Genomic DNA, 12,655 nt, shown 5'->3' on the forward strand with positions numbered 1-12,655 from the left:
ACCTCAGGCCTTGGCTGTACCCGGCCCGTCGTCGTCGGCAGGGGCAGGTTTAGTCACCAGCCAGGCAACCCAGACACCGAGGATATAAAGCGGGGCGCCCATGATGAGCCGGGTGGTGGCCAGTGCTGCCAGTCCCTCCGGGCCCATGAGGTAGAGGGGAACCTGGACTACAAGACGCAGTGCGAGGACCGCAACGATGATCCAGGTGCCCAGCTGGTATGCCCTGACCCGGACCGGGTCCTTGCGCCAGTCAAGGCCCTCGTTCCGGATGAAGCCGAAGAGCAGGCCGGCCACCGGCCATTTGAGGAAGATGGAGAGCACCATCGCCAGGATGTAGGCGGCATTGGTGAAGAAGCCGGGCAGGTAGAAGTCCTCCGCCTTGCCGGTGGTGTTGGCAAGCCACGCTGAGATTCCCACGCCCAACACGCCGGCAAGTGCCTGCGTCAACGGTTTGCGCTGGATGAGCCGGACCACGGTGAACGCAGCAGCGGACGCCAGTGCCGCCACGAGGGACAACGTGAGCTCCCGGGTGATGGTGAAGGCCACCAGGAACACCAGGCCAGGCATGATGCTCTCCGCAATGCCCTGGACTCCGCCTGCGCTCCGCAGGACGTCGACCCGGCCGTCGTGGGTTCGGTGCAGTCCTGCCTTGGCCGCGTACTCGGCGGCGAAGCCGGCAACGGGTGACGCCTCCGGGACCGGCTTTGCTTCGTTGTCAGGAGTGCCGGGCCTCGGGGCTCCGGCGGAAGGGTCGGGCTGCGGCGCGGTCATTCGTCCTCCTGGCGGGACAGTATTTCGTAGCGGGGGTTGAACATGGTGGGCAATCCGGCACTCCGGGAAAGCATTCCTTCCAGCCGGATCTCAGCGCCGGTTTCAATGCCCGGCACCCGCCGGCGCCCGAGCCAGACAACACGGAGCCTCCCGCGCCGTCCGCCTGCAGGGGCGGCCTGGGCTTTCCCGGGCCCGGCGTCGGAAACAATGGCGCTGAAGGCAGCAGCCTGGTCTGCCGGAAGGAAGGTCACCGAGTCGATCCGTCCCTGGCAGGTAACACGGCCTTTCTCCGGAAGCCGGCTGACGGGGAGGGCTCCGGTGTCCTGCTGCCCCTCGCCCGCTCCCGGGTCAGCCAATCTGTGTGGTTTCCGGACCACGTTCCGGTTCCTGGAGGGAGGAGTCGGAGGGCGGAGGGGTGGTGGCTGTGTCCTTGGGCAGGCGGAGCTGCAGCAGATCACGCGGCGGCATGGGGCTGCCGCCGCGAATCACCACAACCTGCCTGAAAAGCGCTTCCAACGGTTCTGCTGCCGCCCGTTCCAGGGCTGCCGGTCCTCCCAGCACGCCCCGGAGGAACCAGCGCGGCCCGTCGATGCCGACAAAACGCGCCACCCGGTAGCCCTGGCTGCCGTCCGGCAACCCGGCCGGCAGTTTTGCCACCAGCTCGGTGCCAAACCCACCCTCGATCTCTTCGACCTGGCCGCCCTGGGCACCCACCGACTGGCCGATCTGTTCGCGGATTTCGTCCCACAGCCCCTCGGTCTTGGGTGCTGCGAATGCCTGCAGCTGCAGGCTGGATCCGTTGAGGTCCAGGGTCACTGCCACCACGCGCTGGGTGGCTTCCTCCACTTCGAGGCGCAACTGCAGTCCCTCGCTGGGTGTGATGAGCAGGGCACCGAGGTCCACGTAACCGTCACGGCTGGTGATTTCGGATTCATCGAAGGGTCCATTGGCGCGGGCATCGGGGCCGGCAGCAGCGTCGGAGGACTCCTCAACGCTGAGGGAGTCCTCCAGCGGATCTCCTGCTTCTTCCTTCTTGGCTTTCCTGCCGAGCCCAAAGACCATGAGGGTGTCTCCTTAGTTGTGAAATCGTGCCGGTCCGGCCCGTGCCGGGTCCCGCCGTCGTGCTGTGCCGCGACCCGGCACGAGCCTGCCGGAACGGAAAATTCTACTTTTAGGCCCCAGGCCGGTTGAATCCGCCGGTAGACCCGAAGCCGCCGGTACCGCGCACCGATCCGCTCAATTCATTGACGGGTATGAACTGCGCGTACTCGACGCGCTGGATGACCATCTGGGCAATTCTATCGCCGCGGTGCAGCTCGATGGGGTGGGTGGCATCTGTGTTCAGCAGGGTGACGCCGATTTCCCCCCGGTACCCGGCATCCACAGTCCCCGGCGCATTGACAATGGTCAGGCCGTGCTTGGTGGCAAGTCCGGAACGCGGGTGGATCAGTGCCACGAATCCCTCCGGCAGCGCGATCGCCACCCCGGTGGGAACGAGCCTGCGCTCCCCCGGCTGCAGGACAACGTCTTCCCTGGCGCGAAGGTCCGCGCCGGCGTCGCCGGGATGTGCGTAAGAGGGTGCTTCCAGGCCCGGGTCCAGCATCTTCAGCTGAACCTGCAGGGTGGGGGCTGCGGCGGCGGGCTCATCCCCGGCAGTCGCTGCTGTGGGAAAGGTGTCTACTGCTGCGGAATGGTCAGTCACAGTCACTCACTCTAACCCGCGCCCATGGATCGGACCTAGGCCGCCCTTGGCGGCCGAAGGAGTGCAGCCGGAGCCAGGCGGACCAGCGTTCGCCGGGGCGGAACCGGCCGGGATGAAATAGCCAGGGAAAGGTGGAAAGCTTGGCCCATGCCCGAATCAAGTTCCGCCGCGTCCGTTCCCAGCACTCCTTCCGCAGAGACGGCCGTGATGTACCGGGAGAAGCTCTGGCCCAATGTCTGGATCTGGATCATTGCGGCGGGCGTCTCCGGTGCGGGAATCCTGGTGTTCGCGCCCATCAGCGCTGCCGCCGGCTACACGGCTGCGGTAGTGCTCTTCACCATCATCGCCGTCCTCCTGATCCTCTCCACGCCCAGCATCGTGGTCACCCAAAAGGCGCTGACCGTTGGCCGGGCCACCATCGAGCGCCGCTACGTGGGTGCCGCGCTGCCGTTCCGCGGCGAGGAAGCGACGGCGGAACGCGGCACCCGGCTGAACGCCCTGGCCTACCTCTGCATCAGGGGCTGGATCGATCCGGTGGTCAGGATTGACATCACCGACCCGTCCGATCCGACGCCCTACTGGCTGACCTCCACCCGCCGTCCTGACGAGCTGACGGCGGCCCTCGCACGCAAGTAGCCGGCGTTCCAATGTGCCGGGAAGTCCCGGAAAATCGCGGCGCGCCCTGCCCCTTGACCCAAAACGTGTCCGCCGGGTGGCAAAGTTTCGAGTGATAGTAATGCCAGGGTGGAGGATTTGTATGCAGGATCTACGGCTTGTAGGCGTACACGACGACGGGACTCACCTCCTGTTGAGCGGGGCCGGCGGCGAGATGTTCCAGCTGCCGATCGATGAAGCGCTGAGGACGGCAAGCAGGTCTGCGGTTAAACCGCGGACGGAGCGGCCCTCCGTTCCCATGTCCCCGCGGGACATCCAGGCCCGTATTCGGGCAGGCGCCACGGCGGCGGACGTAGCCGAGGCTTCCGGGCTTCCGCTCGCCAAGGTCGAACGCTATGAGGGCCCCGTCCTTGCAGAACGGGAGTATGTTGCCCAGCAGGCCCGCAAGGTGGAAGTAGCCGCGCCCTCCCCGGGCCACGACGTCTACCGCTCGGCCTTCGGTGATAACCCGGCAACCCTCGGTGACATGGTGGCTCACCGGCTTGCGGCGCATGGCATCGATCCCGGGACTGTTGAGTGGGATTCCTGGCGCCGCCAGGATGGAACCTGGACCGTCTCGGCCACCTTCGAAACAAAGAACGGCGGCAGCCCGGGCATCGGCGAGGAACCGCCGGCGCTGTGGACCTTCAGTCCGGCGCGCAAATCCCTGCACAACGGCAACCGCTGGGCCCAGCAGCTCAGCGAACTGGAGCCTCTGGACGGGCCGGTGCCTGCCAGGCGTCTTTCCGCGGTGTCCGACAGGCCCTTTGATTTTGAGACCGATGCCGACGCCGTTCCAGGCAACCAGAACGGCCCCGGAGGCACGGCTTCCGCTAAGGACAAGGAATCCGACGGCCTCCTGGACATGCTCCGCTCGCGGCGGGGCCAGCGGCTGGGCGTGGACGAGGATTCCGACGACGCCCTGGCGTTGCTTCTAACCAACGGCGTACCCGCCGCCCATCCCCGGCCCTCCGAGGTCGTGCCGGAGGCCGGGGAAGCGGCCGCTGAACCAGAAGCGGACGGCGGCGAAGCTCCTGCCGCCCAGGGCGATTCCTTCATCCGGCGCCGGGAAGCCCGGCCGTCCATGCTGTCCCGGCTCAGCCTTATGCCTCCGCATCGGGACCCCGCCGACGAGAGTCTGCGGTTGCACGACGGCGTCAGTACCGATACCCGGGAAATCACGATTGTGGCCTCAACCCGCGGGTCGACCGCCCCTCCGGACGCCGAGGCAGCAGAGGAGGCCGGAAGTGCAGTCAGCGGCGGCGGCCTTGACGAGCTGTTGGGCGGCAGTCCCAGGCGGCCGGCCTCCAGGGGCGATGACGCCTCCCCCACAACAGGCCAACTGCCTGAGGCAGTTACCCCCGAGCGGCAGCCCGCGAGGCCCAAGCGCTCAAGCGTTCCATCCTGGGACGAGATCGTCTTCGGTACCCGGGGAGACTGACCACAGTCCGGAAACGGGCGGGCACGCTGGACAACCCGGCCGTCAGGCCCCGGTTGCCGTACCGCCCGTGCCCCGCCAGAGGCACGCATCCACGTCAAACGGCAGTAATTGGTCCTGTTCGGCCATCAGGTTGGCGCCGTGTGCGGTGACGCGGCGCATGAAGTGGCGGCGGCAGAGAGTCTCATACCCCACCAGGGGGACGTGGCCCGCCGCTGCGGCCGCAGGTCCGTCCACGGCCATGTCCACGTCTCCCACCACTACCTGGGCGCCCTCGGTGACCATGACGCCGTCCATGGTCCGCGCATTGTGGGTTGCCCTGCGGCCGCACCAGCACAGCGCCTCCACCTGCAGGACCTGCACCCGGTCCGCCAGTTCAATCAGCCGCTGGGAGCCGGGAAAGAGCCTGGTGCGGAAATCAGCGGTAATACCGAAGGCAAAGACGTCCACGTCAATTTCGTCCACGACTTTCGCCAGCTGTTCCACCTGTTCGGGCGTGTAGAACTGGGCCTCGTCGCAGATGAGGTAGTCCACGCGCTGTCCCTGGGTGCGCCGCTTCATGACTTCCTCCCAGAAGTCCGTCCGGTCCACTACCTCGACGGCGTCAGTTTCCAGCCCGAGCCGGCTGGAGATGCGGGACTCGCCTGCGCGGTCGTTGCGGCTGAAGCGGACACCGCCCCGTCCCCGGGCCCGGTGGTTATGATCCATCTGGAGCGCGAGCGTGGACTTACCGCAGTCCATGGTGCCCGAGAAAAACACGAGTTCAGCCACGGCGTGCGCTCCTCCCGTCTGCTGCGAAACACAGGAACGGAACCTCCCGCTCCGCCCTGGTGAGGGATCCATGCTGACCCACCACGTCCATGGCGGCGGGACGCACCCGCCGGATGTCGTAGAGCGCCAGTTCGTCCCGGGCCGCAATCATCACGTCACCGATCCTGCCCTCCACAGCGGGCCGCACCGATCCGAAAAGTCCCGCCGCAATGGCGTCCGCCCGGGTAAACGCCCAGATGCGTGTGCCGAAGCGGGCCCGCCACGCTGCGAGCAGCCGTTCCTGCGCACGGGCGCCGGCGTTGGGTTCCAGGTAGAGGTGCACCATCCTGGGTTCCCCGGCCGTGTGCCTGACACCTTCCACGAGGTGCGGTTCTGCGGAAAAATCGATGCGTTGCTGCTCCGGAACGTCGAGCATGCCATGGTCCGCCGTCAACAGGATGGTGGTACCGGCCGGGAGGGAGGCGTTCAGGCGCTTCATGGTGGCATCCAGCTCCTCAAGCTGGTGTTCCCACTGCTGCGACTGGCAGCCGTAGCGGTGGCCGGCCTTATCCAGCTCATTGAGGTAGAAGTACATGAGCGCGGGGCCGGGCGCGGCGAGCGCTTCTGCGGCAGCAGCAGTACGGGCGTGGGAAGTGGTGGCGGACACGAAAGTGCCGCCGCGGAGGGCGGCCCGGGTCATGGGTGAGTCGCCAAACTGGGGCAGGCTGACAGTGGTGACGGCGGCATCCTCCGCGGCACGCTCCAGGACCGTGGGAAACGGCTGCCACAGCTGTGGGTCCACTCCGGGGTCCCAGTTGCCCAGCAGGTTGACCACTTTGTCCTGGTCCGGATCAAGGACGTCGTACCCCACCATGCCGTGCTGGCCGGGAGGCAGACCGGTGCCAAGACTTGCCAGCGCGGCTGCGGTGGTCGAGGGGAACGCTGAATCCAGCCAGACGGGCACCTCGCCCTGGCCGGCCTGGATGACGGAGCGCAGGAAAGGTGTGTGGGCGGACTTCTGCTTCAGGAGGTTCCGGCCAAGGCCGTCGGCCACAACCACGCACACACGGGAGGCGGCAGGAAGGCCAAGGGTATTGGTGAACCCTTCGAGGCCCAGGCTTGCCGCAGCGCTGCCCAGCACATCCGCCACTGAGCGACGGCCGTAGGCAGGAGCGGGCGGCAGGTCAGGGGCGTTGGCCGGCGGAACGGATGAGCCGCTGGAAGGGGCTGACGGGACATAGCTGGTGATGCGGCGTTCTTCCGGCATCTCAGCGCTGCTGGTGCCCGCGGCTCAGCCGGTTGCCAAACACACCCGGGCGCGGCCGGGGCGGGAGCGACTGGACATGGGGCGCCGGCGCTGCCGAGCCAGTGTTGACTGCCCGCAACGCACGGGCGAAGAGCTTGGCGTCCTGGACTGCCTGCAGCCCATCCGCCTCAGCGCTGATCCGCAGGACGATGTCTTCCTGCGCTATGGTGCCGCTGTAGCCGTGGTCTGCCTCGCACTGGGGATCCCCGCAGCTGGCCGGGCCCATGTCCAGCCGCTGGCCGCCGGACCAGGCGATGGACAGCGTGACCTCGCGCACCGGATCTGATGGCTTGTAGTTCTGCGGCTGGGCGTACATGTAGCTGAGCACCACCGAACGGATCTGCGCCACAGGCACGGACTCGGTGGAGATCTGGGCCACGATCTGTTCGCCGGCCTCATCCAGCTGCTGGTCGTCCACATGGGTGATCACCAGCATGTCCGCGGTCAGTACCAGCACCGTGATGTGGCGGCGGACCTCGGCCCGGTCAAAGTGGGTTTCCAGGTGCACCAGGTGGGCTACACATTCGCGGCCGTCCAGGGCATCGTCCACCACGTCGGCAACCAGGCGCGGGTAGAAGCCTGCCTTCTGCAGTGCACCGTCAAGGCTTTGGCCCTGGGCGCTGTGGTTGTGTGAGCTGTGGCGGACTGCCTGGTTTTCATTGCCGGGCGTTTCGGGCGCCGAAGCGGGAGGCTGTGAGCTCATTCCCCCATTTTCACAGATCGGCCGCGCACATTGCCAACCGCGTCAGCCGAGCATGGCGCGGCGGGCGCTGTCCGTGCGCTGGGCTGCGTTGCCGATCCGGACGTCCGCGGCGAGGATTACAGCACCGGATGCCCCGCAGAGCACGGGATTGAATTCCACGAGTGCGATCTCCGGATGGCTGTCCTTCAGCCAGGCGAGCCTGCCGGCCAGGTCTTCAAGGGCGGCCACGTCCACCGCGGGCAAGCCCTGGTAGCCGAAGAGCTTCCGGGCAGCCCGCGGCGCGCGGATGAAGTCGTGCACGTCCGCGGCGGACAGCGGCGGCACCCGGTGCGCCCAGTCGTCAAGGAGATTCACGGCATCCCCTGCGAGGCCAAAGGAAATGACGGGTCCAAGCAGCGGGTCCTCGATTGCCCGGAACGTGCAGGCCTGGCCGACCGGCGCCATGCTCTGCACCTCCAGGGCAGGGTCGCCGTACCGGGACAGGATCCGCCGCATCTGCAGCACGTTCAGGCGCAGTGACTCGGCATCCTGGATGTCCAGTCGCACTCCGCCAAGGTCCAGGCGGTGGCGCAGCGAGGGGTCGGTGGTCTTCAGGGCTACCGGCCAACCGAGTGCATCGGCCGCCTCGACCGCCTGGTCCGGGGTGTCAAAGCCAACGGACGGCAGCACCGTGATCCCGTAATGGCCCAGAAGGGAACGGGTGGCCGCGGGGTCCAGCTGCTTGAGTTGCTCCCCCTTGACCTCGCGAAGGAGGGTTTCGAGTTCCGCCCGCGCGCGTTGGGGATGGCAGCCTTCGGGTTCAACGAAGTGTCCGTGGTCGCGCGAAACCCACTCTGAATACCGCACCACGGCCGCGAGCGCCGCCACGGCAGCCCCTGGGTTGGAGAAGCACGGTACGGCCTGCTCCGTGGGACCCACCATGCCCTCAACGTAGACCGACGGATCCAGGATCCCGGTAAAGGCGGCGACCACGGGTTTCCCCGTCTTGACGGAGCATTCGGCAAGCACCTCGGCGATGCTGTCCACCGTGAGCCCCCGGGCAGGAAGCAAGGCAGCGACGGCGGCGTGGACGGTGTCGGACTCCAGCGCAGCCAGCAGTGCCGAGCGCAGGGCGGGCAGAGCAACTGACTGGCCCACGTCGAGGTCCACCCCGGCCATCAGTTCCTGAACGCTGAGCCCATGCGCGGAAGCACTGTCCGCCACCACTGTTCCCAGGGCCCGGGAGTTGCTGAAGATGGCCAGGCCCGGGCCCGCGGGCAGGGGCTGGTTGGACACCACCTGCGCCACATCCACGAGCTGTTCGATGGTTTCCACGCGGATTACGCCGGACTGGCGGAGCATGGCGTCGAGCGCTCCTGCCGGTGCCTGGGTGGTGCGGACTGCGTGACCGGGGGGCAGCCGCAGCCCCATGGCATCGGATTTGGCCACAATCACCGGTTTGATCCGCGCGAGCCGGCGCGCCAGCCGGGAGAACTTGCGTGGGTTCCCGATCGACTCCAGATAGAGGCCGACGGCGGACGTGTCGGCGTCGTCTTCCCAGTACTGCATCATGTCGTTGCCGGACACATCGGCGCGGTTGCCGGCGGAAAGGAAGGTGGACAGGCCGAGCCGCCGCCTGCTGGAGGCGGCATAGAGGGAGACGCCGATGGCTGCTGACTGGGAGAACAGCCCCAGCCCGCCGCGCAGCGGCAGTGCAGGCGCCATCGACGCGTTCAGCGATACTGCGGGGTGCGTGTTCACAATCCCCAGGGACGCGGGCCCAATCACCCGCATGCCGTTGGCACGTGCCTGGCGCACCAGGTCCCGCTGCCGCATCAGGCCGCGTTCGCCGTCGTCCGCGAAGCCCGCGGAAGCAATCACCAGGCCCTTCACGCCGGCTGCCGCGCAGTCGGCGACGACGGCGGGAACCTCCTCGTAGGGTACGGCGATTACGGCAAGCTGGACGGGTTCAGGCACTTCGGCGAGCTTGCCGAAGGAGATCATGCCGGCCAGTTCGAGTGCTTCCGGGTTGATGGCATACACCCGGCCGGGAAAGCCGCCCTCGATGATGTGCTCGAGCAGCTGATAGCCAACAGTCCCCCACTTGCGGCTGGCCCCGATCACGGCAATGGACGACGGCGTCAGCAGGTCCCGCACGCTCCTCGCCTCGGCGCGGTGCTCGCGGGACTCCATCACGGCGCGGGACTTTTCGGTGGGGTCGATGTTGAACTCAAGGCTCACCACGCCGTCGTCAAAATGCCGCTTGACGTCGTACCCGGCGTCGGAGAAGACCATCAGCATCTTCCGGTTTTCCGGCAGCACTTCGGCGCTGAAGCGCCGGATCCCGTTTTCGTGGGCAGCGGCGGCGAGGTGCTCCAGCAGGATGGAGCCGATACCCCGTCCCTGGTGTGCGTCAGCGATGTTGAACGCCACTTCCGCTTCGGCGGGGTCATCCAGCCGGTCATACCGGCCGATGCCCACGATCTCACCGCCAATGGTGATGACGAACGCCACCCTGTCCCTGTAGTCCACCTCCGTGAACCGCTTGAGCTCCTTGCTGGAAAGCTTGGCCTTGAAGGCGAAGAAGCGCATGTAGATTGAGTTCTGCGACTGCCCCATGTGGAATTTCTGGACAGCGTCCGCATCGGAGGGGTGGATGGGCCGCAGATGCGCGGTTCCGCCGTCCCGCAGGACGACATCGGCTTCCCAATGTTCCGGATATTCGCCGTCCACGGGCTGTTCCACCATAGGCTTAGCCTAGCCAAAAACTCCCGCAGCACCGCCGCTTGCGCCCAATTAACCATTTCCAGAGCTCTGCAGAGGACCTACCAGCCCCATGGCACGCCGCCAAAGTTCAGCCCCTCCCGTGGACAGCACCCCGTACACGGAGAACATCGTGGACATCGATGTGACCTCCGAGATGGAAGGCTCCTTCCTGGAGTACGCGTATTCGGTGATCTACTCCCGGGCGCTTCCGGACGCCCGGGACGGGCTCAAGCCGGTGCAGCGGCGCATCCTTTACATGATGAGCGACATGGGCCTGCGCCCTGACCGCGGCCACGTGAAGAGCGCGCGCGTGGTGGGCGAGGTCATGGGCAAGCTGCACCCGCACGGGGATACCGCCATCTACGACGCCATGGTGCGCATGGCGCAGGACTTCTCGCTGCGGCTGCCGCTGATAGACGGGCACGGCAACTTCGGCTCGCTCGACGACGGCCCGGCAGCTCCGCGGTACACGGAAGCGCGGCTGGCGGCGGCCGCCCTGACGCTCACCAACCACCTCGACGAAGACGTGGTGGACTTCGTCCCCAACTACGACAACCAGCTGACCCAGCCTGATGTCCTCCCGGCCGCGTTCCCCAACCTGCTGGTCAACGGCGCCACCGGCATCGCCGTCGGCATGGCCACCAACATGGCCCCGCACAACCTGGTGGAAGTGATTTCCGCCGCCCGGCACCTCATTGCCAACCCGGATGCCACCCTTGATGACCTTATGCGCTTCGTGCCGGGTCCTGACCTGCCCAGCGGTGGCCGGATCGTGGGACTCGAGGGGATCCGCGATGCCTACGCCACCGGCCGCGGGTCCTTCAAGACCCGGGCCAAGGTGGAGGTGGAACAGCTCTCCGCGCGCCGGACCGGCCTGGTGGTGACCGAACTGCCGTACATGGTGGGTCCGGAAAAGGTCATCGAAAAGATCAAGGACGCCGTCAACGCCAAGAAGCTCACCGGCATCAGCGACATCGTTGACCTGACCGACCGCAAGCACGGGCTGCGCCTGGTCATCGAGCTCAAGAACGGCTTCAACCCCAACGCCGTGCTCCAGCAGCTGTACCGCTACTCGCCGATGGAGGACTCCTTCGGCATCAACAACGTCACCCTGGTGGACGGCCAGCCGCAGACCCTGGGCCTGGTCCAGCTGCTGTCTGTCTACGTGACCCACCGGATTGACGTGGTCCGCCGGCGGACCGTGTTCCGGCTGGGGAAGAAGAAGGACCGCCTGCACCTGGTGGAGGGCCTCCTCATCGCCATCGTGGACATTGACGAGGTCATCCAGATCATCCGTTCCTCTGATGAGGCGGCGGCTGCCCGGGAACGGCTGATGTCCATCTACGACCTCACGGAAATCCAGGCGAACTACATCCTGGAGCTCCGGCTGCGCCAGCTGACCAAGTACTCCCGGATCGAGCTGGAGAAGGAGCAGGATGAGCTGCGCCGCGAGATCGCGGAGCTCGAGGCGATCCTGGGTTCGGAGGAGCGCCTGCGGACCCTGGTGTCGGACGAGCTGGGCGAGATTGCCGAGCAGCACGGCACGCCGCGACGGACTGTCCTGCTGGAATCCGAAGCCGTAGCCCCGACCGTCGCCGCTGACCTTGCCCTGGCTGCGGGCAGGAAGGGCAAGCCCGCGCCGCTTGCCCTGGAGATTGCCGATGACCCCTGCTGGGCCATCCTCACCGCTTCCGGACAGGTGGCCCGCACCAGCAACCAGGAACCACTGGCGGAAGCCGGCCCCCGGGCCAAGCACGATGTGTACACGTCCGTGGTCAAAACCTCCGCGCGGGGCGAGATCGCCGCGGTCACGTCGCTGGGACGGATGCTGCGGCTGCAGGTGATGGACATGCCGGTCCTGCCGCCGATGTCCGGCCTGCCCAACCTCGCCGGCGGCGTTCCGGCCAGGGATTTCCTCACCCTGCTGAAGGGGGAAACCCTGGTGGCGTTCGTCCCGCTGGACGAAGTGCTGGCCATCGGCACGGCCCAGGGCGTAGTGAAGCGCGTGCAGCCGGACTACCCCCTGAACCGGGAAGACTGGGACGTCATTTCGCTGAAGGACAAAGACTTTGTGGTGAACGTCGTGCCGGCGGGAGCCGACGATGCCGAGCTGGTGTTCCTGACCAGCCAGGCACAGCTGCTGAAGTTTGCTGCTGCCGGCGTCCGGCCGCAGGGGCGGACTGCCGGCGGCATGGCCGGCATCAAGCTGGCGGCGGGTGACCGGGTGCTGTTCTTCGGCGCAGTCCACCCCAAGGACGAGGCAGCAGTGGTGGTCACCATTGCCGGGACCACAGGCGCCCTTCCCGGGACCGCCCCCGGAACGGCCAAGGTGACGGCATTCTCCGAGTACCCGCTCAAGGGACGTGCAACAGCAGGCGTCCGGGCCCACCGCTTCCTGAAAGGCGAGGACACGCTGCTGCTGGCGTGGGCGGGCCACGGTCCGGCCAAGGCCGCTTCAGCAGCAGGCGTGGCCAGGTCGCTGCCGCAGGAGCACGGCCGGCGCGACGGCTCCGGCGTGCCCCTGTCACAGCCGGTGGAGGTGGTGGGTCCCGCCATGGCGTGGCCTGATCCCGCTTAGACTGCTTC

Annotated in this window: 11 protein-coding genes; 3 read left to right on the forward strand and 8 right to left on the reverse strand. The window is 67.1% G+C overall.

Going from position 1 to position 12,655, the window contains the following annotated elements:
• Window positions 1-3: 3 nt before the first annotated feature.
• The 4 genes from CXX84_RS13420 to dut form a co-directional block, all read right to left on the reverse strand.
• Window positions 4-771 carry a DUF3159 domain-containing protein gene (locus CXX84_RS13420; RefSeq protein ID WP_102977212.1) on the reverse strand — a complete coding sequence of 256 codons (768 nt, stop codon included), beginning with the start codon at window positions 769-771 and terminating at the stop codon, window positions 4-6.
• Window positions 768-1,127 carry an OB-fold nucleic acid binding domain-containing protein gene (locus CXX84_RS13425; protein WP_102977213.1) on the reverse strand — a complete coding sequence of 120 codons (360 nt, stop codon included), beginning with the start codon at window positions 1,125-1,127 and terminating at the stop codon, window positions 768-770. Before CXX84_RS13425 ends, CXX84_RS13420 begins: the two co-directional genes overlap by 4 nt.
• Entirely contained in the window at window positions 1,120-1,833 is a 714-nt protein-coding gene (locus CXX84_RS13430) for a DUF3710 domain-containing protein (RefSeq protein WP_102977214.1), read from the reverse strand. The genes CXX84_RS13425 and CXX84_RS13430 overlap by 8 nt, the downstream gene beginning before the upstream one ends.
• 109 nt (window positions 1,834-1,942) lie before the next feature.
• The gene (dut, locus tag CXX84_RS13435) at window positions 1,943-2,473 is read right to left on the reverse strand and encodes a dUTP diphosphatase (protein WP_102977215.1); all 531 of its coding nucleotides are present in this window, start codon (window positions 2,471-2,473) and stop codon (window positions 1,943-1,945) included.
• Between the two features lie 147 nt (window positions 2,474-2,620).
• On the opposite strand from dut, the gene CXX84_RS13440 reads away from it, so the two are divergent.
• Window positions 2,621-3,109 carry a DUF3093 domain-containing protein gene (locus CXX84_RS13440; protein WP_102977216.1) on the forward strand — a complete coding sequence of 163 codons (489 nt, stop codon included), beginning with the start codon at window positions 2,621-2,623 and terminating at the stop codon, window positions 3,107-3,109.
• A gap of 121 nt (window positions 3,110-3,230) precedes the next feature.
• On the forward strand, window positions 3,231-4,568 hold the full coding sequence (gene sepH / locus CXX84_RS13445) for a septation protein SepH (protein WP_102977217.1): 1,338 nt from the start codon (window positions 3,231-3,233) through the stop codon (window positions 4,566-4,568).
• Window positions 4,569-4,610: 42 nt separating this feature from the next.
• On the opposite strand, the gene CXX84_RS13450 is transcribed toward sepH, so the two are convergent.
• Genes CXX84_RS13450 through CXX84_RS13465 form a run of 4 tightly spaced genes read right to left on the reverse strand, consistent with a single transcriptional unit; the run spans window position 4,611 to window position 10,051 of the window.
• The gene (locus tag CXX84_RS13450) at window positions 4,611-5,336 is read right to left on the reverse strand and encodes a thymidine kinase (protein WP_102977218.1); all 726 of its coding nucleotides are present in this window, start codon (window positions 5,334-5,336) and stop codon (window positions 4,611-4,613) included.
• Window positions 5,329-6,582: an alkaline phosphatase family protein gene (locus tag CXX84_RS13455; RefSeq protein ID WP_102977219.1), complete on the reverse strand. Its 1,254-nt coding sequence runs from the start codon at window positions 6,580-6,582 to the stop codon at window positions 5,329-5,331. The genes CXX84_RS13450 and CXX84_RS13455 overlap by 8 nt, the downstream gene beginning before the upstream one ends.
• Window position 6,583: 1 nt before the next feature.
• Window positions 6,584-7,324 (reverse strand): DUF5998 family protein, encoded by a 741-nt coding sequence (locus tag CXX84_RS13460; RefSeq protein ID WP_102977220.1) that lies wholly within the window; start codon window positions 7,322-7,324, stop codon window positions 6,584-6,586.
• A gap of 42 nt (window positions 7,325-7,366) precedes the next feature.
• Window positions 7,367-10,051 carry a bifunctional GNAT family N-acetyltransferase/acetate--CoA ligase family protein gene (locus CXX84_RS13465; protein WP_102977221.1) on the reverse strand — a complete coding sequence of 895 codons (2,685 nt, stop codon included), beginning with the start codon at window positions 10,049-10,051 and terminating at the stop codon, window positions 7,367-7,369.
• Window positions 10,052-10,139: 88 nt separating this feature from the next.
• On the opposite strand from CXX84_RS13465, the gene CXX84_RS13470 reads away from it, so the two are divergent.
• Entirely contained in the window at window positions 10,140-12,647 is a 2,508-nt protein-coding gene (locus tag CXX84_RS13470) for a DNA topoisomerase (ATP-hydrolyzing) subunit A (RefSeq protein ID WP_102977222.1), read from the forward strand.
• Window positions 12,648-12,655: the final 8 nt, after the last annotated feature.

Origin of the sequence: Arthrobacter sp. AFG7.2 (assembly GCF_002892835.1) — a bacterium.
Lineage (GTDB): Bacteria > Actinomycetota > Actinomycetes > Actinomycetales > Micrococcaceae > Arthrobacter.

Excerpts from the sequence above, each read along its gene's own strand:
- CXX84_RS13460 (WP_102977220.1), bottom strand. The coding sequence starts at position 7,324 with ATGAGCTCACAGCCTCCCGCTTCGGCGCCCGAAACGCCCGGCAATGAA.
- sepH (WP_102977217.1), top strand. The coding sequence starts at position 3,231 with ATGCAGGATCTACGGCTTGTAGGCGTACACGACGACGGGACTCACCTC.
- CXX84_RS13465 (WP_102977221.1), bottom strand. The coding sequence starts at position 10,051 with ATGGTGGAACAGCCCGTGGACGGCGAATATCCGGAACATTGGGAAGCC.
- CXX84_RS13420 (WP_102977212.1), bottom strand. The coding sequence starts at position 771 with ATGACCGCGCCGCAGCCCGACCCTTCCGCCGGAGCCCCGAGGCCCGGC.
- CXX84_RS13430 (WP_102977214.1), bottom strand. The coding sequence starts at position 1,833 with ATGGTCTTTGGGCTCGGCAGGAAAGCCAAGAAGGAAGAAGCAGGAGAT.
- CXX84_RS13455 (WP_102977219.1), bottom strand. The coding sequence starts at position 6,582 with ATGCCGGAAGAACGCCGCATCACCAGCTATGTCCCGTCAGCCCCTTCC.
- CXX84_RS13470 (WP_102977222.1), top strand. The coding sequence starts at position 10,140 with ATGGCACGCCGCCAAAGTTCAGCCCCTCCCGTGGACAGCACCCCGTAC.
- CXX84_RS13440 (WP_102977216.1), top strand. The coding sequence starts at position 2,621 with ATGCCCGAATCAAGTTCCGCCGCGTCCGTTCCCAGCACTCCTTCCGCA.